The sequence below is a fragment of the Cellulosimicrobium sp. XJ-DQ-B-000 genome (assembly GCF_031119065.1).
Classification (GTDB): domain Bacteria; phylum Actinomycetota; class Actinomycetes; order Actinomycetales; family Cellulomonadaceae; genus Cellulosimicrobium; species Cellulosimicrobium funkei.
Window position 1 is genome coordinate 104,776 of sequence record NZ_JAVHYN010000005.1, and the last position, 22,215, is coordinate 126,990.

At 73.0% G+C, this 22,215-nt stretch carries 17 protein-coding genes; 5 read left to right on the top strand and 12 right to left on the bottom strand.

Going from position 1 to position 22,215, the window contains the following annotated elements:
- Positions 1-120 precede the first annotated feature (120 nt).
- From whiA to uvrC, 4 genes are all read right to left on the bottom strand, one after another.
- On the bottom strand, positions 121-1,101 hold the full coding sequence (whiA, locus tag RDI86_RS09865; RefSeq protein ID WP_034655142.1) for a DNA-binding protein WhiA: 981 nt from the start codon (positions 1,099-1,101) through the stop codon (positions 121-123).
- Positions 1,102-1,240: 139 nt separating this feature from the next.
- Positions 1,241-2,206 carry a uridine diphosphate-N-acetylglucosamine-binding protein YvcK gene (gene yvcK, locus RDI86_RS09870; RefSeq protein ID WP_076405020.1) on the bottom strand — a complete coding sequence of 322 codons (966 nt, stop codon included), beginning with the start codon at positions 2,204-2,206 and terminating at the stop codon, positions 1,241-1,243.
- 8 nt (positions 2,207-2,214) lie between these two features.
- Entirely contained in the window at positions 2,215-3,201 is a 987-nt protein-coding gene (gene rapZ, locus RDI86_RS09875; RefSeq protein WP_076404794.1) for an RNase adapter RapZ, read from the bottom strand.
- Between the two features lie 19 nt (positions 3,202-3,220).
- Positions 3,221-5,335 carry an excinuclease ABC subunit UvrC gene (gene uvrC / locus RDI86_RS09880; protein WP_076404793.1) on the bottom strand — a complete coding sequence of 705 codons (2,115 nt, stop codon included), beginning with the start codon at positions 5,333-5,335 and terminating at the stop codon, positions 3,221-3,223.
- A 120-nt stretch (positions 5,336-5,455) separates the two neighbouring features.
- On the opposite strand from uvrC, the gene RDI86_RS09885 reads away from it, so the two are divergent.
- Positions 5,456-5,941 (top strand): OsmC family protein, encoded by a 486-nt coding sequence (locus tag RDI86_RS09885; RefSeq protein ID WP_076405019.1) that lies wholly within the window; start codon positions 5,456-5,458, stop codon positions 5,939-5,941.
- A gap of 85 nt (positions 5,942-6,026) precedes the next feature.
- Here RDI86_RS09885 and uvrA read toward each other — a convergent pair whose 3' ends face one another.
- Positions 6,027-9,023, bottom strand: coding sequence for an excinuclease ABC subunit UvrA (gene uvrA, locus RDI86_RS09890; RefSeq protein WP_308821300.1), 2,997 nt, complete (start codon positions 9,021-9,023; stop codon positions 6,027-6,029).
- 175 nt (positions 9,024-9,198) lie between these two features.
- Here uvrA and RDI86_RS09895 point away from each other — a divergent pair, with 175 nt between their 5' ends.
- The gene (locus tag RDI86_RS09895; protein WP_308821301.1) at positions 9,199-9,906 is read left to right on the top strand and encodes an MBL fold metallo-hydrolase; all 708 of its coding nucleotides are present in this window, start codon (positions 9,199-9,201) and stop codon (positions 9,904-9,906) included.
- Between the two features lie 107 nt (positions 9,907-10,013).
- Complete coding sequence (locus tag RDI86_RS09900) at positions 10,014-10,313, top strand: YciI family protein (protein ID WP_168945497.1); 300 nt, start codon at positions 10,014-10,016, stop codon at positions 10,311-10,313.
- A gap of 42 nt (positions 10,314-10,355) precedes the next feature.
- On the opposite strand, the gene RDI86_RS09905 is transcribed toward RDI86_RS09900, so the two are convergent.
- The 3 genes from RDI86_RS09905 to uvrB all read right to left on the bottom strand — a co-directional run bounded on the left by RDI86_RS09905 (position 10,356) and on the right by uvrB (position 14,869).
- Complete coding sequence (locus RDI86_RS09905) at positions 10,356-11,477, bottom strand: TerC family protein (RefSeq protein WP_308821302.1); 1,122 nt, start codon at positions 11,475-11,477, stop codon at positions 10,356-10,358.
- A 6-nt stretch (positions 11,478-11,483) separates the two neighbouring features.
- Positions 11,484-12,482 (bottom strand): TerC family protein, encoded by a 999-nt coding sequence (locus tag RDI86_RS09910; RefSeq protein WP_308821303.1) that lies wholly within the window; start codon positions 12,480-12,482, stop codon positions 11,484-11,486.
- Positions 12,483-12,760: 278 nt separating this feature from the next.
- A complete protein-coding gene (uvrB, locus tag RDI86_RS09915; RefSeq protein WP_031315536.1) occupies positions 12,761-14,869 on the bottom strand; it encodes an excinuclease ABC subunit UvrB in 2,109 nt (702 codons plus the stop codon).
- Positions 14,870-15,110: 241 nt separating this feature from the next.
- Here uvrB and RDI86_RS09920 point away from each other — a divergent pair, with 241 nt between their 5' ends.
- Entirely contained in the window at positions 15,111-16,463 is a 1,353-nt protein-coding gene (locus RDI86_RS09920) for a collagen-binding domain-containing protein (protein ID WP_308821304.1), read from the top strand.
- A 55-nt stretch (positions 16,464-16,518) separates the two neighbouring features.
- On the opposite strand, the gene RDI86_RS09925 is transcribed toward RDI86_RS09920, so the two are convergent.
- From RDI86_RS09925 to RDI86_RS09935, 3 genes are all read right to left on the bottom strand, one after another.
- Positions 16,519-17,025, bottom strand: coding sequence for a pyroglutamyl-peptidase I (locus tag RDI86_RS09925; RefSeq protein WP_308821305.1), 507 nt, complete (start codon positions 17,023-17,025; stop codon positions 16,519-16,521).
- 108 nt (positions 17,026-17,133) lie between these two features.
- Complete coding sequence (gene coaE, locus RDI86_RS09930; RefSeq protein WP_076404788.1) at positions 17,134-17,775, bottom strand: dephospho-CoA kinase; 642 nt, start codon at positions 17,773-17,775, stop codon at positions 17,134-17,136.
- A gap of 70 nt (positions 17,776-17,845) precedes the next feature.
- Entirely contained in the window at positions 17,846-18,379 is a 534-nt protein-coding gene (locus RDI86_RS09935; RefSeq protein ID WP_308821306.1) for a MarR family transcriptional regulator, read from the bottom strand.
- A gap of 154 nt (positions 18,380-18,533) precedes the next feature.
- Between RDI86_RS09935 and RDI86_RS09940 the strand changes: the two genes are divergently transcribed.
- Entirely contained in the window at positions 18,534-20,483 is a 1,950-nt protein-coding gene (locus RDI86_RS09940) for an ABC transporter ATP-binding protein (RefSeq protein ID WP_308821307.1), read from the top strand.
- A gap of 200 nt (positions 20,484-20,683) precedes the next feature.
- On the opposite strand, the gene rpsA is transcribed toward RDI86_RS09940, so the two are convergent.
- Positions 20,684-22,165, bottom strand: coding sequence for a 30S ribosomal protein S1 (rpsA, locus tag RDI86_RS09945; RefSeq protein WP_021483115.1), 1,482 nt, complete (start codon positions 22,163-22,165; stop codon positions 20,684-20,686).
- Positions 22,166-22,215 lie beyond the last annotated feature (50 nt).

Consider the following 22,215-nt stretch of genomic DNA (forward strand, 5'->3'; position numbering starts at 1 on the left):
GTCATGTGACCTGAATCCCATGCTTCGGGACCATCGTCCCGCCGGTGCGTGACGTCCAGGGGACGGGCGCCACGGTGGCGGCCGAGCGGCGCGACGGTCGCGGGCGGAGGGCCGCGCTCCTCAGAGGTCGAGCAGCTCCGGGCTCAGCCCCGCCTCGGTGTCCGGGATGCCGAGCTCGGCGGCGCGCTTGTCCGCCGTCGAGAGCAGACGCCGGATGCGCCCCGCGACGGCGTCCTTGGTGAGCGGCGGGTCCGCGAGCTGGCCGAGCTCCTCCAGCGACGCCTGCTTGTGCGCGAGGCGCAGCTCGCCCGCTTCGCGCAGGTGCTCCGGCAGGTCGGGGCCGAGGATCTCGAACGCCCGCTCGACCCGGGCGCCTGCCGCGACGGCGGCGCGCGCGGAGCGGCGCAGGTTGGCGTCGTCGAAGTTGGCGAGCCGGTTCGCCGTGCCGCGCACCTCACGACGCGCGCGACGCTCCTCCCAGACGAGGACCGCCTCGTGCGCGCCGAGGCGTGTGAGCAGCGCGCTGATCGCGTCGCCGTCGCGGATCACCACGCGGTCGATCCCGCGGACCTCGCGCGACTTGGCGGACACCCCGAGGCGCCGGGCCGCGCCGACGAGCGCGAGGGCGGCCTCCGGGCCGGGGCACGTGATCTCGAGGGCCGACGAGCGCCCGGGCTCCGTGAGGGACCCGTGGGCCAGGAAGGCGCCGCGCCATGCGGCCTCGGCCTCCTCCACGCCGCCGGAGACGACCTGCGGGGGCAGCCCGCGCACGGGCCGGCCGCGCTGGTCGAGGAGGCCGGTCTGGCGGGCCAGGGACTCGCCGTCGCGCACGACCCGCACGACGTACCGGCTGCTCTTGCGCAGCCCTCCGGCGGACACCACGATCAGCTCGCTGGTGTGGCCGTAGACGTCGGCGATGGTCTCGCGCAGGCGCCGCGCCGCGATGGCCGTGTCGAGCTCGGCCTCGATGACCACACGACCCGAGATGAGGTGCAGGCCGCCCGAGAAGCGGAGCATCGCGGACACCTCCGCCTTGCGGCACGAGGTCTTGTCCACCCGCAGTCGTGCCAGCTCGTCCTTCACCTGTGCCGTGAGCGCCATGCGGGACATCCTGCCACCGATGGGAGCATGTCGCGGCGGCGCCCCGGAGCGCGGGGGCGGCCGCCGTGGTGTCCGGATCGCACCGTGGCGAGGGCCCGTCGCGCGCCCGGCCGTGGGGGTCGCAGCAGGCGGCGAGTGCTCAGGGGGCGGGCGAGCCGACGTCCCCGAGGACGTCGTCGAACACGTCGCGGTAGGCCGCCGCGAGGCGCAGCGCGTCGTGCCGCGGCGTGCCGTCCCCCCGGCGGACCTGGCGCAGCAGGAGCCGGGCGCCCATGCGCGCCGCGGCCTCCGCGAGCTGCTCGGTGTCCTCGACGGCGGACGGGTCGGCCACGACGGCGTCGATCCGCAGCTCCGGCGCGTGCTTGTGCAGCACCTCCAGGTGTTCCGTCGCGGTGAGACCGAACGTCTCCCCCGTCTCGCTCGACAGGTTGAGCGTGACGCACCGGCGTGCCGAGGTCTCGTGCAGGGCTCGCGCGAGCTCGGGCACGAGCAGGTGCGGCATCACCGACGAGAACCACGACCCGGGGCCGAGCACGACCCAGTCCGCCTCCTCGACGGCCCGCACCGCCTCCAGGCACGCGGGCGGGTCGGCGGGCACGAGCCGGAGCTGCTCGATGCGGTCGTGGGTGACCGCGACGCGGCTCTGCCCGACGACCGTCTCGAGCCGGCCATCCGCCCAGACGTCCGCCTCGATCCGGAGCGGCACCGCCGCCATGGGGAGCACGCGCCCCCGCGCCCCGAGGAGCTTGCCGACCCAGTCGAGACCGGCCACCGGGTCGTCGAGCAGCTCCCACAGCGCGACGATGAGCAGGTTGCCCACCGCGTGGTTGTCGAGGTCGCCCTGCGACGTGAACCGGTGCTGCAGGAGCGCGCTCCACGTGCGGCCCCACTCGGAGTCGTCGCACAGGGCCGCGAGCGCCATGCGCAGGTCTCCCGGCGGCAGGACGCCGAGCTCCTCGCGCAGGCGTCCCGAGGAGCCGCCGTCGTCGGCGACGGTGACGACCGCCGTGAGGCGGTCGGACATGAGCCGCAGCGCCGACAGGCTCGCGGAGAGCCCGTGGCCGCCGCCCAGGGCGACGACGGCGGGGTTGCGCAGGTTGACCACGGCGCCGGTCACTCCTTGCCGAGGTCGCGGGCCGTGACGATGACGCGCTGCCCCTGGGCGCGCAGGCGTGCGGCGATCGCCTCGCTGATCGCGACGGACCGGTGCTTGCCGCCCGTGCAGCCGACGGCGATGGTCACGTACCGCTTCTCCTCCCCCAGGTAGCCGGCCAGCACGGGCTCGAGCGCGTTCACGTACCGGTCGACGAACTCGAGCGCGCCGGGGCGCCCGAGCACGTAGTCGCGCACGGGCGCGTCCCGGCCGGTGAGATGGCGCAGCTCGGTGATCCAGTAGGGGTTGGCGAGGAACCGCACGTCGACCACGTGGTCCGCGTCGAGCGGCAGCCCGTACTTGAACCCGAACGAGACGACGTTGATGCGCAGCGTCTCCGGCGTTCCGTCGGCGACGGCGGCGCGCACCTCGCGCGCGAGGTCGTGCACGGTGAGATCGGACGTGTCGATCACGACGTCGGACCGCTCCTCCAGGCTCGCGAGCAGACGGCGCTCCTCCGCGAGACCGTCGAGGATGCGCCCCTCCCCCTGCAGCGGGTGCGGGCGCCGGACCTGCTCGTAGCGCCGCACGAGCACCTCGTCGGACGCGTCGAGGAACAGGATGCGGTAGAACACGCCGCTCTGGCGCAGGTGGTCGAGCACCTCGACGAGGTCGGTGAAGAACTCGCGCCCGCGCACGTCGACGACGGCCGCGATGCGCTCGAGCGTCGAGCCGGACCGTGTCATGAGGTCCACGAGCGGGACGATCATGCGCGGCGGCAGGTTGTCGACGACGTACCAGTCGAGGTCCTCCAGCACGGCGGCGGCCCGGGTGCGGCCGGCACCCGACATGCCCGTGATGATGAGCACCTCGGCCTCGCTCGGCTCGGGGGCGTGGGTCGCGGCCTCGATCGCGGGGATGCCGCTGGGGACGGTGGTCGGGGAGGGCTCCGGCACGCGGGCAGGCTGGCCCTGCGGGCTGAGGTCCGGGGTCGGCTCCGAGGTCATGCCCCCAGCATGCCAGCCGTCACGCGCGGGCCGCGGCCTCGTCCTGCGCCGGAGTGTCCTGGGAGGGCCGCTCGTCCGTGGTCCCGCCGCCGAGCGCCGCGGCGACGGCCTGCGCCGTCCGCTCGCCCATGCCGCGGACGCTCGCGATCTCCTCGACGCTCGCGGCGCGCAGCCGCTTGAGGGAGCCGAAGTGCTTGAGGAGCGCGGTGCGTCGCGCGGGGCCGAGGCCGGGGACGTCGTCGAGCGCCGAGGCCGTCATGCCCTTGCTGCGCTGCCTGCGGTGCTGGGCGATCGCGAAGCGGTGCGCCTCGTCGCGGACGCGCTGGAGCAGGTACAGGCCCTCGGAGGAACGCTGGAGGATGACGGGGTACTCCTCCCCCGGCAGCCAGACCTCCTCGAGCCGCTTGGCGAGGCCGCACAGCGCGACGTCGTCGATGCCGAGGTCGGCCAAGGCGCGCGCCGCGGCGGCGACCTGCGGCGGGCCGCCGTCGACGACGACGAGGTTCGGCGGGTACGCGAAGCGCGCGCGCCGGTCCACGGGGGCGTCGGGGTCGACCTCGCCGCTGCGCGGCACGTAGCCCGCCGCCTCCGCGGCACGCTCCGCCCGGCGCGCCGCGGCGTCGGACCCGTCGACGACGTCGTCGGCCTCGAGGTCCAGCTCGACCTCGCCCGAGCGCGAGCGGTCGGACAGGTAGCGCTTGAAGCGGCGCGAGATCACCTCGTACATCGCCGCCGTGTCGTCGGCCGCGCCGTCGCCGTCCGGGCCGCGGACCGTGAAGTGCCGGTACTCGCTCTTGCGCGCGAGCCCGTCCTCGAAGACCACCATCGAGGCGACCTGGTACGTGCCCTGGTTGTGCGAGACGTCGTAGCACTCGATGCGCAGCGGCGCCGTCTCGAGCTCGAGCGCCTCCTGGATCTCGCGCAGCGCCTGGCTGCGGGTCGTGAGGTCGCCCGCGCGCCGCGTGCGGTGCAGCGCGAGCGCGTGCTCCGCGTTGGCGCGGACCGTCGCGGCGAGCTCCTTCTTGTCGCCGCGCTGCGGCACCCGGACGTCGACCCGCGCGCCCCGCAGCCCGGAGAGCCACGTGGTGACCTGGTCGGTGTCCGGCGGCAGGACGGGGACGAGGACCTCGCGCGGCACGGCGTCGCGCGCGAGGTCGCGCCCGGCGCGCGTCCCGGCGTCCGCCGCCACGGCCTCCTCCGCCGCGCCGTACACCTGCTGGAGCAGGTGCTCGACGAGCTCGGCGTCCGTGACGTCCTCGACCTTCTCGACGATCCAGCCGCGCTGACCCCGGATGCGACCGCCGCGCACGTGGAACACCTGGACGGCCGCCTCGAGCTCGTCGCCCACGAGCGCGAACACGTCCGCGTCGGTGCCGTCGCCGAGGACGACCGCGTTCTTCTCCGTCGCGCGCTGGAGCGCGGCGATGTCGTCGCGCAGCCGTGCCGCGGCCTCGTACTCCATCGCGGCGGCGGCCTCGTTCATCTTGCGCTCGAGCCGGCGCACGAACCGCTGCGTGTCGCCCGCCATGAAGTCGCAGAAGTCCTCGGCGAGCGCCTTGTGGTCCTCGGGCGTGATGCGCCCGACGCACGGCGCCGAGCACTTGTCGATGTAGCCGAGCAGGCACGGCCGACCCGTCTGGTGGGCGCGCTTGAAGACCCCCGCCGAGCACGTGCGCACGGGGAACACCCGCAGCAGGAGGTCGAGCGTCTCGCGGATCGCCCACGCGTGGCCGTAGGGCCCGAAGTACCGCGTGCCGGGCCGCTTCGCGCCGCGCATCACCTGGGCGCGCGGGAACTCCTCGCCCATCGTCACCGCGAGGTACGGGTACGACTTGTCGTCGCGGTACTTGACGTTGAACCGCGGGTCGAACTCCTTGATCCACGTGTACTCGAGCGCGAGGGCCTCGACCTCGGTGCCGACGACCGTCCACTCGACCGACGCGGCCGTCGTGACCATCGTCTGGGTGCGGTGGTGCAGGTTCGCGACGTCCTGGAAGTAGTTCGACAGGCGCGCGCGCAGGTTCTTGGCCTTGCCGACGTAGATCACGCGGCCGTGCTCGTCGCGGAACCGGTAGACGCCCGGCGACGTGGGGATCTCCCCCGGCGCAGGGCGGTACGTCGCGGGATCTGCCATGTTCTCCAGCCTAGGTCAGGCCACCGACGCCGGTGGCTGTGGGGGTGGGGCGGCCCGTGGACGCGGGGACGCGGCGACGACGCCGTGTGACGCGCGTCACCGGCCGTTAGGGTGTCGGCCATGAGCGCACAGCACGGCTACGCCGCGACGACCCGCTGGACCGGCGCGGGCGACCGCGGCACCGCGTCCTACACCGCCTACAGCCGCGACCACGAGGTGCTCCTCGACGGGAGGCCGCCGCTGCCCGGCTCCGCGGACCCGGCGTTCCGCGGCGACCCGACCCGGTACAGCCCCGAAGAGCTGTTCCTCGCGAGCCTGTCGCAGTGCCACATGCTGTGGTTCCTCCACCTCGCGGCGGCGGCGGGCGTCGTCGTGCGCGAGTACGTCGACGACGCGACCGGCACCATGCGGGTCGAGTCCGGGGGCGAGGGCCAGTTCACGGACGTCACGCTGCACCCGCGCGTGGTGGTCGACGACGGACCCGGCACGGACGAGGCGGCGCTGGCGGCCCTCCACCAGCGCGCGCACGACCACTGCTTCATCGCGCGCTCGGTGAACTTCCGCGTGCTCGTCGAGCCGGCGCCCGCCCGGCGCGCCGCCGCCTGACGCCGGGCGCGGCGAGCACGCGGCGAGCGCCGAGCACGCCGCGCGGGTGCGGGCCTGGTCGACCCGCACCCGTGCCGCTCCGTGGCTAGGCCGCAGACGCCTTGCGGCGCCCCGTCTTCGGCTTCTCGTCGGTCGCCCGGCGCGCCGCCGCGGACCGGCCCTTCGTCGACTTGGCGGCCTTCGCCGCAGGCGCCGACGCACCGGAGGACGCCGACGGCGCGGGCCCGACGGGCACGGGGTCGTGCCCCTCGAGGATCTCCGCGAGGAAGCGCCCGGTGTGGCTCGCCTCCACGCGCGCGACCTGCTCGGGCGTCCCCTGCGCGACGACCTTGCCGCCGCCGGAGCCTCCCTCGGGTCCCATGTCGACGACCCAGTCCGCGCTCTTGATGACGTCGAGGTTGTGCTCGATGACGAGGACGCTGTTGCCCTTGTCGACCAGCGACTGGAGCACGCCGAGCAGCTTGCGGATGTCCTCGAAGTGCAGGCCCGTCGTCGGCTCGTCGAGCACGTAGATCGTGCGCCCCGTCGAGCGCTTCTGCAGCTCGCTCGCGAGCTTGACGCGCTGCGCCTCGCCGCCCGAGAGGGTCGGGGCCGGCTGCCCGAGCCGGACGTAGCCCAGCCCGACCTCGACGAGCGTCTTGAGGTGCCGCGAGATCGCGGGCACGGCCGCGAAGAACTCGGATGCCTCCTCGATCGGCATGTCGAGCACGTCCGCGACGGTCTTGCCCTTGAAGTGCACATCGAGCGTCTCGCGGTTGTAGCGCGCGCCGTGGCACACCTCGCACGGCACGTAGACGTCCGGGAGGAAGTTCATCTCGATCTTCAGCGTGCCGTCGCCCGAGCACGCCTCGCAGCGGCCGCCCTTGACGTTGAAGGAGAACCGGCCCGGCGTGTACCCGCGCACCTTGGCCTCGGTCGTCTCCGCGAACAGCTTGCGCACGTGGTCCCACACGCCGGTGTACGTCGCGGGGTTCGACCGCGGCGTGCGCCCGATCGGGCCCTGGTCCACGTGCACGACCTTGTCGAGGTGCTCGAGGCCGGTGACGCGCGTGTGGCGGCCCGCGACCTGCCGGGCCCCGTTGAGCTCGTTGGCGAGGACGGTGTAGAGGATCGAGTTCACGAGCGTGGACTTGCCGGAGCCGGAGACGCCGGTGACCGCGGTGAACGTGCCGAGCGGGAAGCTCACGTCGATGCCCGTGAGGTTGTGCTCGCGCGCGCCGACCACCTTGATCTGACGGCCCGGGTCCGTCGGGCGCCGCTGCGCCGGCAGCGGGATGCTGCGACGCCCCGACAGGTACGCGCCCGTGACGGACTCCGGCGCCTCGAGCAGGCCCGCGTAGTCGCCCGAGTGCACGACGCGCCCCCCGTGCTCCCCCGCGCCCGGGCCGATGTCGACGACCCAGTCCGCGGTGCGGATGGTGTCCTCGTCGTGCTCGACGACGATGAGCGTGTTCCCGAGGTCGCGCAGGCGCGTGAGCGTCTCGATGAGCCGGCGGTTGTCGCGCTGGTGCAGGCCGATGCTCGGCTCGTCCAGCACGTAGAGCACGCCGACCAGGCCCGATCCGATCTGCGTCGCGAGCCGGATGCGCTGCGCCTCGCCGCCGGAGAGCGTCGCGGCCGGTCGCTCGAGCGAGAGGTAGTCGAGGCCGACGTCGAGCAGGAACCCGAGGCGCGCGTCGATCTCCTTGAGGACCTCGGTCGCGATGGCGCGCTCGCGCGCGCCGAGCTCGAGCGAGCCGAGGAACGCCGCGGCCTCGCGCAGGGGCAGGCGGCACACGTCCCAGATGGACCTGCCGCCGACCTTGACCGCGAGCACCTCCGGCTTGAGGCGTGCCCCCTGGCACACGGGGCACGGGACCTCGCGCATGAAGGCCTCGTACTTCTCCTTCGACCAGTCCGACTCGGTCTCGGTGTGCCGGCGCTCGAGGAAGGTGATGACGCCCTCGAAGCCGGTCGAGTACTGCCGCTCACGGCCCCAGCGGTTCTTGTACCGCACGTGCACCTGGTGGTTCTGGCCGTGGAGCACGGCCTTCTTCGCGCGCTCGGGCAGTGCGCGCCACGGCGTGTCCATGGAGAAGCCCAGGTCGTCCGCGAGCGCCGTGAGGACGCGCTCGAAGTACTCCGACGAGATCTGCGCCCACGGCGCGACCGCGCCCTCGCGCAGCGACTTCTCGTCGTCCGGCACCACGAGGTCCGGGTCCACCTCGAGGCGGAACCCGATGCCCGTGCACTCCGGGCACGCGCCGTACGGGGCGTTGAAGGAGAACGTGCGCGGCTCGATCTCGTCGAGCGCGAGCTCGTGGTCGTTCGGGCACGCGCGCTTCTCCGAGAAACGGCGCTCCCGGGCCGGGTCGTCCGCGTCCGCGTCGACGAGCTCGACGACGACGAGCCCGCCCGCGAGCCCGAGTGCCGTCTCGACCGAGTCGGTGAGCCGGCGCTGGACGCCCTCGCGCGCGACGAGGCGGTCGACGACCACCTCGATGTCGTGCTTGAGCTTCTTCTCGAGCGCCGGGACGTCCGTGAGGGTGCGCACCTCGCCGTCGACGCGGGCGCGGGCGAAGCCCTTGGTCTGCAGCTCCTTGAAGAGCTCGGAGTACTCGCCCTTGCGGCCGCGCACGACCGGGGCGAGGACCTGGTAGCGCGTGCCCTCGGGCAGCTCGAGGAGGCGGTCGACGATCTGCTGCGGGGTCTGCGCGGTGACGCGCTCGCCGCACACCGGGCAGTGCTGCGTCCCGGCGCGCGAGAACAGCAGGCGCAGGTAGTCGTAGACCTCGGTGATGGTGCCGACGGTCGAGCGCGGGTTGCGGTTCGTGGACTTCTGGTCGATCGAGACCGCGGGAGACAGGCCCTCGATGAAGTCGACGTCCGGCTTGTCCATCTGGCCGAGGAACTGGCGCGCGTACGCGGACAGCGACTCGACGTACCGGCGCTGCCCCTCCGCGAAGATGGTGTCGAAGGCGAGCGACGACTTGCCCGAGCCGGAGAGCCCCGTGAAGACGATGAGCTTGTCGCGCGGGAGGTCGAGGTCGACGTTGCGCAGGTTGTGCTCGCGGGCACCGGAGATGACGAGGCGATTGCTCACCGCAGCATCGTACGGCGGACCACCCACACTCGCACAGGTGTTCGACGTCACCTCCGCACGGCACCCGGCGAACGCACACGAGCGCCCCACGTCCACGCGCTCCGCCGTGACCCGGGTCACCGCGGCCCGGGGTCGCGGCGCACCGCCCGCCGCGAGCGGACGGCACACTGGGCGCATGACGTACACCGGACAGGTCGCCGTGGGCGGCCCGCACGACCTGCGACGCCTCGACGAGGTCGAGATCCGCAAGCTCGCCGTCGGGCCGCTCGCGAACGACGTCTACCTCCTCACGTGCCGGCGCACCGGCGCCCAGCTCCTCGTCGACGCCGCCGACGCGCCCGACGACGTGCTCGGCCTCGTGCGGGCGGGCTCGCCGTCGGGACGGCTCGACGGCGTCGTCACGACGCACCGGCACGCCGACCATCTCCGGGCGCTCGCGCCGGTCGTCGGTGCGACGGGCGCGTGGTCGGCTGCCGGCGAGCCCGACGCGGACGCGGTCGCCGCGGCGTCCGGCGTACCCGTCGAGCGCCGCCTACGGCACCGGGACGTGCTGCGGGTGGGCGCGATCGACCTCGAGGTCGTGGCGCTGCGCGGGCACACGCCGGGCTCCGTCGCGCTCGCCTACCGCGAGCCGGACGACGTCGCCGAGGCCGACGCCGTGCCCGGCCGGGTGCACCTGTTCACCGGGGACTCGCTCTTCCCCGGCGGGGTCGGGAACACCGACCGCGACCCGGCGCGGTTCGCGAGCCTGCTGTCCGACGTCGTCGAGCGGGTCTTCGACCGGTTCGACGACGCCACGTGGGTCTATCCCGGTCACGGCGCCGACACGACGCTCGGTGCCGAGCGGCCGCACCTCGCCGAGTGGCGTGAGCGGGGCTGGTAGCGCGTGGCCGATGGCGCGGGACCGGTAGCGGGCGGCAGGCAGCACGGGGCGCAGCCGAGGCGCGGACCGGGCCCCGCGCCGTCGGGCCGGCCTGGTTCACTGGCTCCATGCCGATCCACGCCGTCACCTACGTCTACGCCGACCGCAGCGCCGAGCTCGACGCCCTGCGACCCGAGCACCGCGCGTTCCTCGCCGACCTCCACACCCGGGGCACGCTGCTCGCCTCCGGTCCGCTTCCCGCCCACGAGGACGCGCCCGCCGGAGCGCTGCTCGTCCTCGACGGGGAGACGCCCGACGCCGTCGCCGCGGTCCTCGACGAGGACCCCTTCGCGCGCGCCGGGCTGGTCGCACAGCGCACGGTCCGCCCGTGGTCGCCGGTGATCGGCGACTGGGCGGACCGCGTCTGAGCCGGGCCGCCCGCTCGCCGGCACCGCCGTCCTGGCCGGGCGCTAGCGCGCGGCGCCCCCACGAGGGACCCCGCCGCTCTGCGGCGGGGTCTCCCCCGCGGCGGGCACCTCGTCGGTCACGGTCTCCGTGGCGTCCTCCGTGGACGACGCCGCGGTCCCGGGCTCCTCGCCGTCCGCCGGCTCGCTCCGTGCGTGCAGCGCACGGGTGCGCAGCAGGCTCGCGACGGTCGTGACCGCGAGCGCCCCGACGATCACCACGAGCGAGAGCCAGATGGGGACCGTCGGCACCGCCTCGAGGTGCTCGCCGCCGTTGATGAACGGCAGCGTGTTCTCGTGCAGCGCCTCGAGGATGAGCTTGACGCCGATGAACCCGAGGATGACGGCCAGGCCGATCGGCAGGTAGACCAGCCGCTCGAGCAGACCGCCCAGCAGGAAGTAGAGCTGGCGCAGCCCCATGAGGGCGAAGACGTTCGTCGTGAAGACGATGAACGGGTCCTGCGTGAGCCCGAAGATGGCCGGGATGGAGTCGAACGCGAACAGCAGGTCGGTGCTGCCGATCGCGAGGAACACGACGACGAGCGGCGTGAACACCCGCTTGCCGTCCTCGACCGTGCGCAGCCGGCCGCCGTCGTACCGGGTGCCGAGCGGCAGGACCCGGCGCAGCGCCCGGACGGCGCGGTTCTCGTGGTACTCCTCGGGCTCGTCGCCGCCCGCCACGAGCTTGATCGCCGTGTACACGAGGAACGCGCCGAACAGGTAGAACACCCAGACGAACTGCGAGATGATCGCCGCGCCCGCCAGGATGAACGCTCCCCGCAGGACGAGCGCGACGATGATCCCGACCATGAGGACGCGCTGCTGCTGCTCCCGCGGGACCGCGAAGCGCGCCATGATGATGACGAACACGAACAGGTTGTCCACCGAGAGGCTGTACTCGGTGAGCCACCCGGCGTAGAACTCCCCGGCCGGTGCCGCGCCCCCCACCGCTCCGACGACCGCCCCGAAGACGAGCGCGAGCGCGACGTAGAACCCGACCCACAGCGCGCTCTCGCGCATGGACGGGACGTGCGGCCGGCGCCCGACGACGAACAGGTCGACGAGGAGCAGGACGGCGAGCGCCGACAGCGACGCCCACTCGAACCAGACGGGAAGTTCGTGAACCATCGGTGGCTAGCCCTCCGAGATCTCGGCCTCGCGTCGACGGTCGGCGCGGTCCTTGGCAAGGCTCGCGACCGTGGTGATCGTGAGCACGACGACGATGAACCCGAGGGACAGGGCGGTCGGGATCTCCGGGATGACGGTGATGTGCTCACCGCCGTTGATGAACGGCACCTCGTTCTTGTGCAGCGCGTGGATGAGCAGCTTCACGCCGATGAAGCCGAGGATCGCGGCGAGGCCGTAGGCGAGGTAGACGAGGCGGTCCAGCAGGCCGTCGATGAGGAAGTAGAGCTGGCGCAGGCCGAGCAGCGAGAACGCGTTGGCCGCGAACACGAGGTACGTCTCCTGCGTGAGGCCGAAGATCGCGGGGATCGAGTCGACGGCGAACAGCAGGTCGGCGCTGCCGATCGCGATCATGACGATGAGCATCGGGGTGATGAAGCGCTTCCCGTCGATCTTGGTCGTCATCTTGTCCTCGACGTACGTCTCCGTCGTCGGGAACAGGCGGCGGGTCAGCCTGAGCGCGCCGTTCTCGTGGAACTCCTCGTCGTGACCGGAGCCCGCCTTCACCTGCGTCCACGCGGTGTACAGCAGGAACGCGCCGAAGACGTAGAAGATCCAGCTGAAGTTCTCGATGAGCGCGGCGCCCAGGAGGATGAAGACCGTCCGCAGGATGAGCGCGATCGTGATGCCGATCAGCAGCACCTTCTGCTGGTACAGCCGCGGGACGCGGAAGCTCGTCATGATGAGCACGAAGACGAAGAGGTTGTCGACCGACAGGCTCTTCTCGGTGATGTAGCCGGCGAAGTACTCGCCGCCGTACGTCGAGCCCCAGACGGCCCAGACGATGCCGCCGAACAGCACCGCGACGGCGACGTAGCCCGCGGACCACCAGCTGGCCTCGCGCAGGCTCGGGGCGTGCGGCGTGCGCACGTGGCCGACGTAGTCGACGGCGAGCATCGCGAGGATCACGCCGATGGTGACGAGCCAGGCCCAGACAGGGACGTCCATGCAGAAACCTCCGGTACGTAGCACTGAGTACCGAAGGTCTCTTCCGCCACGCACCGCCATGCGCGCGCGTCCGAGACGCGGGCTGGTGGTTGCGGGACCGGTGACACCGGGCCGACGACTGCGCCGACCGTGATGACGACATCACCGCGGAGGAATACTCCCCTTCAACGAGGAGCCAGCATAGGCCATCGCTCCTGCTCGTGTGACAACACCACGCCACCGTGGACTGTTCCGCGGGCGCGCCCGCGGCGACCCCCGGCCGGTCCCCCCAGGACCGGTCAGGCCGTCGCGGCGTGCATCTGGCGGAGCTCCTTCTTGAGCCCCGAGATCTCGTCGCGCAGCCGGGCCGCGAGCTCGAACTGGAGCTCGCCCGCGGCCGCGTGCATCTGGTCGCTCAGCTCCTGGATGAGCTCCGCGAGGTCGCTCGCCGCGGCGCCCGCGAGCCGGTTGCCCGACGACGCGCCCTCCTTCGGCCCGCCCGGTACCGGGGCCTTGCCCTTGGCACCCTTGCCCGGCTGGCGGTAGCCGCCGGCCAGGAGCTCGGCGGTGTCCACGTCCTCGCGCGCGAGCATGTCGGTCACGTCGGAGATGCGCTTGCGCAGCGGCGTCGGGTCGACGCCGTGCTCGGTGTTGTACGCGATCTGCTTCTCGCGGCGACGCTCGGTCTCCTCGATCGCCGCGGCCATCGCCGGCGTGATCCGGTCCGCGTACATGTGCACCTGGCCGGACACGTTGCGGGCCGCGCGGCCGATCGTCTGGATGAGCGACTTGGGCGAGCGCAGGAAGCCCTCCTTGTCGGCGTCGAGGATCGCGACGAGCGAGACCTCGGGCAGGTCGAGGCCCTCGCGCAGCAGGTTGATGCCGACGAGGACGTCGTACTCGCCGAGCCGCAGCTCGCGCAGCAGCTCGACGCGGCGCAGCGTGTCGACCTCGGAGTGGAGGTAGCGGACCCGGACGTCCTTCTCGAGCAGGTAGTCCGTGAGGTCCTCAGCCATCTTCTTGGTGAGTGTCGTGACCAGCACGCGCTCGTCACGGTCGACCCGCTCGCGGATCTCGTGCAGGAGGTCGTCGATCTGGCCGGTGGTCGGCTTGACGATCACCTCGGGGTCGACGAGGCCCGTCGGGCGGATGATCTGCTCGACCACGCCGTCCGCCATCGAGAGCTCGTAGTCGCCCGGCGTGGCCGACAGGTACACGGTCTGGCCGATGCGCTCGACGAACTCCTCCCACCGCAGCGGGCGGTTGTCCATCGCGCTCGGCAGGCGGAACCCGTGGTCCACCAGGCTGCGCTTGCGCGACATGTCCCCCTCGAACATCGCGCCGATCTGCGGCACGGTCACGTGCGACTCGTCGATGACGAGGAGGAAGTCCTCCGGGAAGTAGTCGAGCAGGGTGTTCGGGGGCGACCCCGCCTCGCGGCCGTCGATGTGCCGGGAGTAGTTCTCGATCCCGGAGCACGTGCCGATCTGGCGCATCATCTCGATGTCGTAGGTGGTGCGCATGCGCAGCCGCTGCGCCTCGAGCAGCTTGTTCTGCCGCTCGAGCTCGTCGAGCCGCTCGGTGAGCTCGGCCTCGATCGAGGAGATCGCGCGCTCCATGCGCTCCGGGCCGGCGACGTAGTGCGTCGCGGGGAACACGTGGATGCTCGGCTCGGAGCGGATGACCTCCCCCGTGAGGGGGTGCAGCGTCTGGATGCTCTCGATCTCGTCGCCGAAGAACTCGATACGGACCGCGAGCTCCTCGTAGACCGGGATGATCTCGACCGTGTCGCCGCGCACGCGGAACGTGCCGCGCGTGAACGCCATGTCGTTGCGCGTGTACTGCATCGTGACGAACTGCCGCAGCAGGTCGTCACGCTCCACCTGCATCCCGACGTCGAGGCGCACCATCCGGTCGACGTACTCCTGCGGAGTGCCCAGGCCGTAGATGCACGACACGGACGCCACGACGACGACGTCCCGGCGCGTCAGGAGCGAGCTCGTCGCGGAGTGGCGCAGCCGCTCCACCTCGTCGTTGATGGACGAGTCCTTCTCGATGTAGGTGTCCGTCTGCGCGATGTACGCCTCGGGCTGGTAGTAGTCGTAGTACGAGACGAAGTACTCGACCGCGTTGTTCGGCAGCAGCTCGCGGAACTCCGTGGCGAGCTGCGCGGCGAGCGTCTTGTTGGGAGCCATGACGAGCGTCGGGCGCTGCAGCTCCTCGATCAGCCAGGCCGTCGTGGCGGACTTTCCCGTACCGGTGGCGCCGAGCAGCACGACGTCCTTCTCGCCCGCGCGGACGCGCTGCGAGAGGTCCGCGATGGCCGTGGGCTGGTCGCCCGACGGCTGGTACTCGGAGATGACCTCGAACGGAGCGGTGGCGCGCTGGAGATCGGTCACGGGACGCATATGACCACGGTACGTCCAGCCACCCACATCGTTCGCGGGAGCGCCTCGACGGGCTGCGCACCATATACACCCGAGTTCACCCGCGCGCAATTTGGAAGGCGTGGTGCCGAACCCCTAGGGTTCCCTCGACCTGCCCGCTCCCCGACGCCCGTGGAGCTCCGGTGACCGGCCGGCCACGGGCGTGGAGGCCTGCACGCAGCTCTCGTCAGCACCGTCAACGACCCCTCGACCTGGAGCCCTCATGCACCTGAACCCCGCGCGCCCCCGCGGAATCCCCCTGATCGCCCTCACCACCCTGGTCCTGTCCGCCGGCTTCGTCGCGCCCGCGAGCGCGACGCCCGTCGTCGACGCCGACGACGTCTGCTCCGCGGACGCCACGACCCGCCCCGTCGGCGTGTACGAGCTCACCGCGGTGGAGGACGCGGGCGTCGGCATCTGGGCGGGCGGCGGGCTCACCGTCGCGACCGCGACCGAGCTCGAGGGCCGCGTCGTGGTCGGCAAGGACGCCGACCTCACGGGGGCCGGCTCCCTCAACGTCGGGACCGCGGGCGGCGGCGGGTCCGCGATCACCCCCGCGGGCGGGACCGACATGCTCGTCGTCGGCGGTGACCTCGCCACCGCGCGGAACACGCAGGTCGGGTTCCACGCGTCGCGCGGCGGCAACGTCGTGGTGGGCGGCGCGATCACCGGCTCGGCGCCGAGCACCGAGAGCGCGAACGCGCTCGGCACGCACGGGTCCGTGCGCCAGGGCGTCGGCCGGGACGCGGCGCTCGCGCCCTACGACGAGCTCCCCGCGCTCGTCGCCGGCATCGCCGCCGACGCCACCGACGGCGCCGAGCAGGTCGCCCCCGAGAACGGCGTCCTGACCGTCGAGGCGGGCGCGCGGTACGCGCTCACGGCAGAGGGTGCCGCATCGCTCCGCGAGCTGCACGTCACGGGCACCGGGCCGGTGCTGCTCAGCGTCAGCGGGTCCACGGTGCGCATCCCGTCCCTCGCGTACGTCGCGTACGACGGCGTGCGCCTCTACCAGGCGACGCAGTACCTGTCGTCCCACTTCCTCTGGGCGTTCCCGGACGCGACGCAGGTCGCGCTCGGCACGAACGACCAGTTCCCCGGCACGATCGTCGTCCCGCGCGCCGACGCGACGCTCACGGTGTCCACGTCGACGAACGGGCGCGTCCTCGCGAACGGCGCGGTCGCGTACACCGGCGGGGCCGGCATCGAGCACCACAACTACCCGTTCGCGGGCCCGTGCGAGCCGGTCCCGGTCGCCGCGGAGCCGGAGCCGGAGCAGACTCCCGAGACTCCGACCCCGGGTGGCACCGAGACGACGACGCCTTCGACGACCACCCAGACGCCCGGCGCCGAGGTGTCCGGCGAGCCCGCCGCGGAGAGCACGCCCGCTCCGGAGGCGACGCCCGTGGCGAGCACGGACCCGACGCCGTCGGCGTCCCCCAGCAGCGAGCCGACGCCGGGGGGCGGGCTGGCCTCGACCGGTTCCTCGGTCGTCGTGCTCGCCGTGGTGGCGGCGCTCCTGCTCGCCGGGGGCGCGGCCCTGCTCGTGGTCGTCGCCCGTCGCCGCGCGGCGGGCTGACGGTCCGCGGCGCCCGGGGGCCGGCAGGGCGACCTGCCTGCCCCCGGGCGCCCGCTCAGCTCTCGGTGCCCGCGGCGACCCGCGGCTCGGGGGCGCCGAGGAGCGCCTGCCGCACGACGGCCGCGACGGCGGTCACCTGGTCCTCGACGGGCACCGCGCCGGCGTCGGGCACGTGCACGAAGCCCGCACGGCGGCCCGGCACGGAGCCCCAGTGGTGCATGAGGGCGTAGAACACGTCGTTGCACACGTAGGTGCCGGCCGTCCCGGAGACCTCCACGGGGACGCCGGCTTCCCGGACGGCGACGAGCGACGCCTTGAGCGGGAGCGTGGACCAGTGCCCGACGGGCGCCCCCGGCACGACGGGCACGTCGACCGGCTGCGCCCCGGCGTTGTCGGGGATCCGGGCGTCGCGCACGTTGACGGCCACGCGCTCGAGGCGCACGCGCCCGGCGCCGCCCGCGAGCCCCAGCGCCACGACGACCTCCGGGTCGTGCTCCCGGACGACGGCGTCGAGCGCGGGCCACGCCCCGGCGAACGTCACGGGGAGCCGGACGGCGACCACGCGGTCCCCCCACGAGCTCCTCGCCGCGCTCCGCGAGGAGCTGGGCGGTCTCCCACGACGGGTTCGTCGCGTCGCCGCCGAAGGGCTCGAAGCCGCTCACCACGACCGTCACGCCTCGCGCTCCTCGAGCTCCGCGAGCACCTCCGCGTCGACCTCCGCGCGCACGCGCGCCCAGAGCGCGTCGACCTGCGCGCGCAGCGCGTCGGGCTCGCCCGAGCCGTCGAGAGTGACGTCCGCGGCCGCGAGGCGCGCCGCGTCGTCGGCCTGGGCGGCGAGCCGCGCGCGCGCCTCGTCCTCGCTCAGCCCGCGCGAGGTCACGAGGCGGTCCACCCGGACGTCCTCGGGCGTGTGCACGACCACGACGCAGTGGAACCGCGCCGGGTCGCCCGTCTCGACGAGGAGCGGGATGTCGTGCACGACGACGGCCCGCGGGTCGGCCGCACCGGCCGCGGCCTCGCGCTCGGCGGCGAGCCGGCGCACCTCGGGGTGCACGATCGCGTTGAGCCGCTCACGCGCGGCGTCGTCCCCGAACACCACGCGTCCGAGCGCGGGCCGGTCGAGCGCGCCGTCCTCACCGAGAACCTCGGGCCCGAAGGCCTCGACCACCTCGTCGAGGCCGACGGTGCCGGGCGCGACGGCGTCGCGCGCGAGGGCGTCGTAGTCGACGACCACCGCGCCCAGCTCGGCGAAGCGGGCGAGCGCGACGGACTTCCCCGCCGCTATTCCTCCGGTCAGGCCGATGCGAAACATGCGTCCCATCCTGCCAGCCTGCGCACCGCCCCGCGTCGGGGGGTGAGGTGGCCCCACGTGCGGCCACCGCTCAGCGGGAGGAACCCGCCCGCGGGGAGCCTTCGGCCGCTTCGCCGTCGTCGGGCCGCTCGCCCGCGACCGCGCGCAGCAGCCGGAGCAGCTCGGCGCGCTCGTGCGCGTCCAGGCGGGCCAGCAGGGTGCCCGCGCTCGACGACCTCTCCGCCCCGACCTGCTCGACGACCTCGCGCCCGCGCGGCGTCAGCTCGACGAGCGTGGCCCGACGGTCCTGCGGGTCGGGGGTGCGGCGCACGAGACCGGCCTGCTCGGCGTCGTCCACCTTCGAGGTGACCGAGCGCGGCGCGACGTCGAGCGCCGACGCCACCGCGCCGAGCCGGCACGGGCCGTCGCAGCGGGAGAGGAAGCGCAGCATCCGGAACTGGCCGGGCGTCGTGCCCGCGGGCTCGAGCCGCTCGCTCGCCTCGCGACGCACGCTGCGCAGCGCGGCGTGCAGGAGCGCGAGGAACTCCCCCGCCTCGTCGGTGGAGGTGGCTCGGCCGCCCGGGGCTGCGCCCAGCGTGGCAGGCTGGCTCGCGTCGGTCGTCACGAGGCCGAGCGTACCGGGACCGGGCCCACTTGTGGTATCGGCTCATTGTGAGTTAGACTCACTATCGTTGTCGCGCGAGCGATTCTCGGACCGCGCCCGCCGGACGGCCACCGCCGCCGCGGACGACGCGCCCCTCCCCCACCCAGGAGGCCCCATGTCCTTCCCCTCATCCCTCCCCGGCGCCGGCGGCGGGCGCGGCATGCGCTCCTTCCGCCAGGACGCCTCCGTCACCTCCCGACGGCTGCACCGCGGCACGATCCGCCGGGTGCTCACGTTCGCCCGGCCCTACCGGCGCCAGCTCGCCGCGTTCCTCGTGCTCATCTCCGTCGACGCCGCCGCCGGTGCGGTCACCCCACTCCTCTTCCAGCGCATCATCGACGACGGCATCACCGCCGGCGACGTCGGCCTCGTCGTCGCGCTCTCGGCGGTCGCCGCCGGCCTCGCCGTGCTCTCCGGCGCGCTCGGCGTCGCGCAGCGCTGGTTCTCCTCCCGCATCGGCGAGGGGCTCATCGTCGACCTGCGCACCGCCGTCTTCGACCACGTCCAACGCATGCCGCTCGCCTTCTTCAGCCGCACGCGCACCGGTGCGCTCGTCCAGCGGCTCAACGGCGACGTCCTCGGCGCCCAGCAGGCGTTCACGTCGACCCTGTCGAACGTGTTCTCCAACCTGCTCACCGTCGTGTTCGTGCTCGCCGCGATGCTCTCGATGTCGTGGCAGCTCACGCTCCTCGCCCTCACCCTCCTGCCCGCGTTCGTCCTGCCCGCCCGCTGGGTCGGCAAGCGCCTCGCCGCGATCACGCGGGAGAGCTACGAGCTCAACGCCGAGGCGGCGCAGACGATGAACGAGCGCTTCAACGTGGCGGGCGCCCACCTCGTCAAGGTGTTCGGCGACCCGGACCGCGAGTCGTCGCGGTTCGCCGCCCAGGCGCGCCGCGTCCGCGACATCGGGGTCCGCCAGGCCATGTACGGGACCGTGTTCCGCGTCGGGCTCACGGTCGTCGCGTCCGTCGCCGTCGCGATCGTCTACGGACTCGGTGGCGTCATGGCCATCTCGGGCTCGCTGACCGTCGGCACGGTCGTCGCGCTCACCGCCTACCTGGGCCGTCTCTACGGCCCGCTGACGGCGATGTCGAACGTCCAGGTCGACGTCATGACGGCCCTCGTCAGCTTCGAGCGCGTGCTCGAGGTGCTCGACCTCGAGCCCACCGTCACGGACGCCCCCGACGCCGACGACCTCGCCGCGGACGTCGCGCGCGAGGGCGCGAGCCTCGAGCTCGACGGCGTGACCTTCCGCTACCCGAGCGCGGCCGAGGTCTCCCTCGCCTCGCTCGAGTCCGTGGCCGTCGAGGGCACCGACCCGACCACCGACACGCTCCACGACGTCTCGTTCTCCGTGCCCGCGGGCGCGATGGTCGCGCTCGTCGGGTCGTCCGGCGCGGGCAAGACCACCGTGTCGCAGCTCGTGACGCGCATGTACGACCCGAGCGCCGGGCACGTCCGGATCGCCGGTCGCGACCTGCGCGACGTCACGCAGGAGAGCCTGCACGACGCCGTCGGCGTGGTCACGCAGGAGGCGCACCTGTTCCACGACTCGATCGCGGAGAACCTGCGGTACGCCAAGCCGGACGCGACCGACGCCGAGCTCGAGTCCGCGCTGCGGCGCGCGCACGTGTGGGACGTCGTCGCCGCCCTGCCGTCCGGCTTGGACACCGTCGTGGGCGACCGCGGTTACCGGATGTCCGGCGGCGAGCGGCAGCGCCTCGCGATCGCCCGGGTGTTCCTCAAGGCCCCTCAGCTCGTCGTCCTCGACGAGGCGACGGCGCACCTCGACTCGGACTCCGAGGCGGCGGTCCAGGCCGCGCTCGCCGAGGCGCTGCGCGGTCGGACGTCGCTCGTCATCGCGCACCGGCTCTCCACCGTGCGCGAGGCCGACCTCATCGTCGTGCTCGACGCCGGCCGCGTCGTCGAGACGGGGACGCACACCGAGCTCCTGGCACGGGGCGGGCGCTACGCCACGCTCTACCGGACGCAGTTCGCCGACTCGCCCGCGTCGTCGGGCACCGACCCGGCCACTGCCCCGGCCCCCGAGCCGGCGACCGCCTGACGGCCCGACCGCCGAGCAGGCCGTCCCGGGCCGTCGACCAGGCGGTCCCGGCTCGTCCGGTGCCGCTGACGGACCAGGACCACCTGGTCGGCGCCGTGAGTGCCCGGGCACGTTCCGGGCATGGCGAAGGCCCGCCACCCCGAGGGGTGGCGGGCCTTCGTCTGCTCAGCGTGGCGTCCCGCGCGGGGCCGCCGGCCGGGTCAGTTGCCCGTGAGCTTCTCGCGGAGCGCGGCGAGCGCCTCGTCCGACGCGAGCGTGCCCGTCGCCTCGGCGGCCGGGGCCGACGAGTAGGACGTGCTGGAGGACGACGAGCTCGAGGAGCTCGTGGTCTCGCCCGACGCGGCGTCGTAGTCGGCCTTGACCGCCTCGGCGACCTGCTTGCGGTGCGCCTCCCAGCGCTCGTGCGCCTTGGCGTACTCCGCCTCCCACGCCTCGCGCTGCGCCTCGAAGCCCTCGAGCCACTCGTTGGTCTCCGGGTCGAAGCCCTCGGGGTACTTGTAGTTCCCCTGCTCGTCGTACTCGGCGGCCATGCCGTAGAGCGCGGGGTCGAAGTCGTCCGACTCCGGGTCCACGCCCTCGTTGGCCTGCTTGAGCGACAGCGAGATGCGGCGGCGCTCGAGGTCGATGTCGATGACCTTGACGAAGACCTCGTCACCGACGTTGACGACCTGCTCCGGCAGCTCGACGTGGCGCACGGCCAGCTCCGAGATGTGCACGAGGCCCTCGATGCCGTCCTCGACGCGCACGAACGCACCGAACGGGACGAGCTTGGTGACCTTGCCCGGGACGACCTGACCGATCGCGTGGGTCCGGGCGAACGTCTGCCACGGGTCCTCCTGCGTCGCCTTCAGCGACAGCGAGACGCGCTCGCGGTCGAAGTCGACGTCCAGGACCTCGACCGTGACCTCCTGGCCGACCTCGACGACCTCGGACGGGTGGTCGATGTGCTTCCAGGACAGCTCGGAGACGTGCACGAGGCCGTCGACGCCGCCGAGGTCCACGAACGCACCGAAGTTGACAATCGAGGAGACGACACCGGGGCGCACCTGGCCCTTCTGCAGGGTCTGCAGGAAGGTGGAGCGGACCTCGGACTGCGTCTGCTCGAGCCAGGCACGGCGCGAGAGGACGACGTTGTTGCGGTTCTTGTCGAGCTCGATGATCTTCGCCTCGATCTCCTTGCCGACGTACGGCTGGAGGTCGCGGACGCGACGCATCTCCACCAGGGAGGCCGGGAGGAAGCCCCGCAGGCCGATGTCGAGGATGAGACCACCCTTGACGACCTCGATGACGGTGCCGGTGACGACGCCGTCCTCCTCCTTGATCTTCTCGATCGTGCCCCAGGCGCGCTCGTACTGGGCGCGCTTCTTGGACAGGATCAGACGGCCTTCCTTGTCCTCCTTCTGGAGGACGAGGGCCTCGACCGCGTCGCCGACGTTGACGACCTCACCGGGGTCCACGTCGTGCTTGATGGACAGCTCGCGGGAGGGGATGACGCCCTCGGTCTTGTAGCCGATGTCGAGGAGGACCTCGTCGCGGTCCACCTTGACGATCGTGCCTTCGACGATGTCGCCGTCGTTGAAGTACTTGATGGTCGCGTCAACGGCGGCGAGGAAGTCCTCCTCGGTGCCGATGTCGTTGACGGCAACCTGGGGTGCGGACTTCGCGGGGGTAGAGATGGTCATTGAGTTCGATGCTCCGATGCGGACAGGTGTAGTCGAGCGGGTAGGGTTTT

Bases quoted from the DNA above. Each gene is read 5' to 3' on its own strand.
- rapZ (WP_076404794.1), bottom strand. From the start codon at position 3,201: ATGACCTCGGAGCCGACCCCGGACCTCAGCCCGCAGGGCCAGCCTGCC.
- RDI86_RS09885 (WP_076405019.1), top strand. From the start codon at position 5,456: ATGAGCGCACAGCACGGCTACGCCGCGACGACCCGCTGGACCGGCGCG.
- RDI86_RS09905 (WP_308821302.1), bottom strand. From the start codon at position 11,477: ATGGTTCACGAACTTCCCGTCTGGTTCGAGTGGGCGTCGCTGTCGGCG.
- RDI86_RS09920 (WP_308821304.1), top strand. From the start codon at position 15,111: ATGCACCTGAACCCCGCGCGCCCCCGCGGAATCCCCCTGATCGCCCTC.
- RDI86_RS09940 (WP_308821307.1), top strand. From the start codon at position 18,534: ATGTCCTTCCCCTCATCCCTCCCCGGCGCCGGCGGCGGGCGCGGCATG.
- coaE (WP_076404788.1), bottom strand. From the start codon at position 17,775: ATGTTTCGCATCGGCCTGACCGGAGGAATAGCGGCGGGGAAGTCCGTC.
- uvrB (WP_031315536.1), bottom strand. From the start codon at position 14,869: ATGCGTCCCGTGACCGATCTCCAGCGCGCCACCGCTCCGTTCGAGGTC.
- RDI86_RS09900 (WP_168945497.1), top strand. From the start codon at position 10,014: ATGCCGATCCACGCCGTCACCTACGTCTACGCCGACCGCAGCGCCGAG.
- RDI86_RS09895 (WP_308821301.1), top strand. From the start codon at position 9,199: ATGACGTACACCGGACAGGTCGCCGTGGGCGGCCCGCACGACCTGCGA.
- RDI86_RS09910 (WP_308821303.1), bottom strand. From the start codon at position 12,482: ATGGACGTCCCTGTCTGGGCCTGGCTCGTCACCATCGGCGTGATCCTC.
- rpsA (WP_021483115.1), bottom strand. From the start codon at position 22,165: ATGACCATCTCTACCCCCGCGAAGTCCGCACCCCAGGTTGCCGTCAAC.
- whiA (WP_034655142.1), bottom strand. From the start codon at position 1,101: ATGGCGCTCACGGCACAGGTGAAGGACGAGCTGGCACGACTGCGGGTG.
- uvrC (WP_076404793.1), bottom strand. From the start codon at position 5,335: ATGGCAGATCCCGCGACGTACCGCCCTGCGCCGGGGGAGATCCCCACG.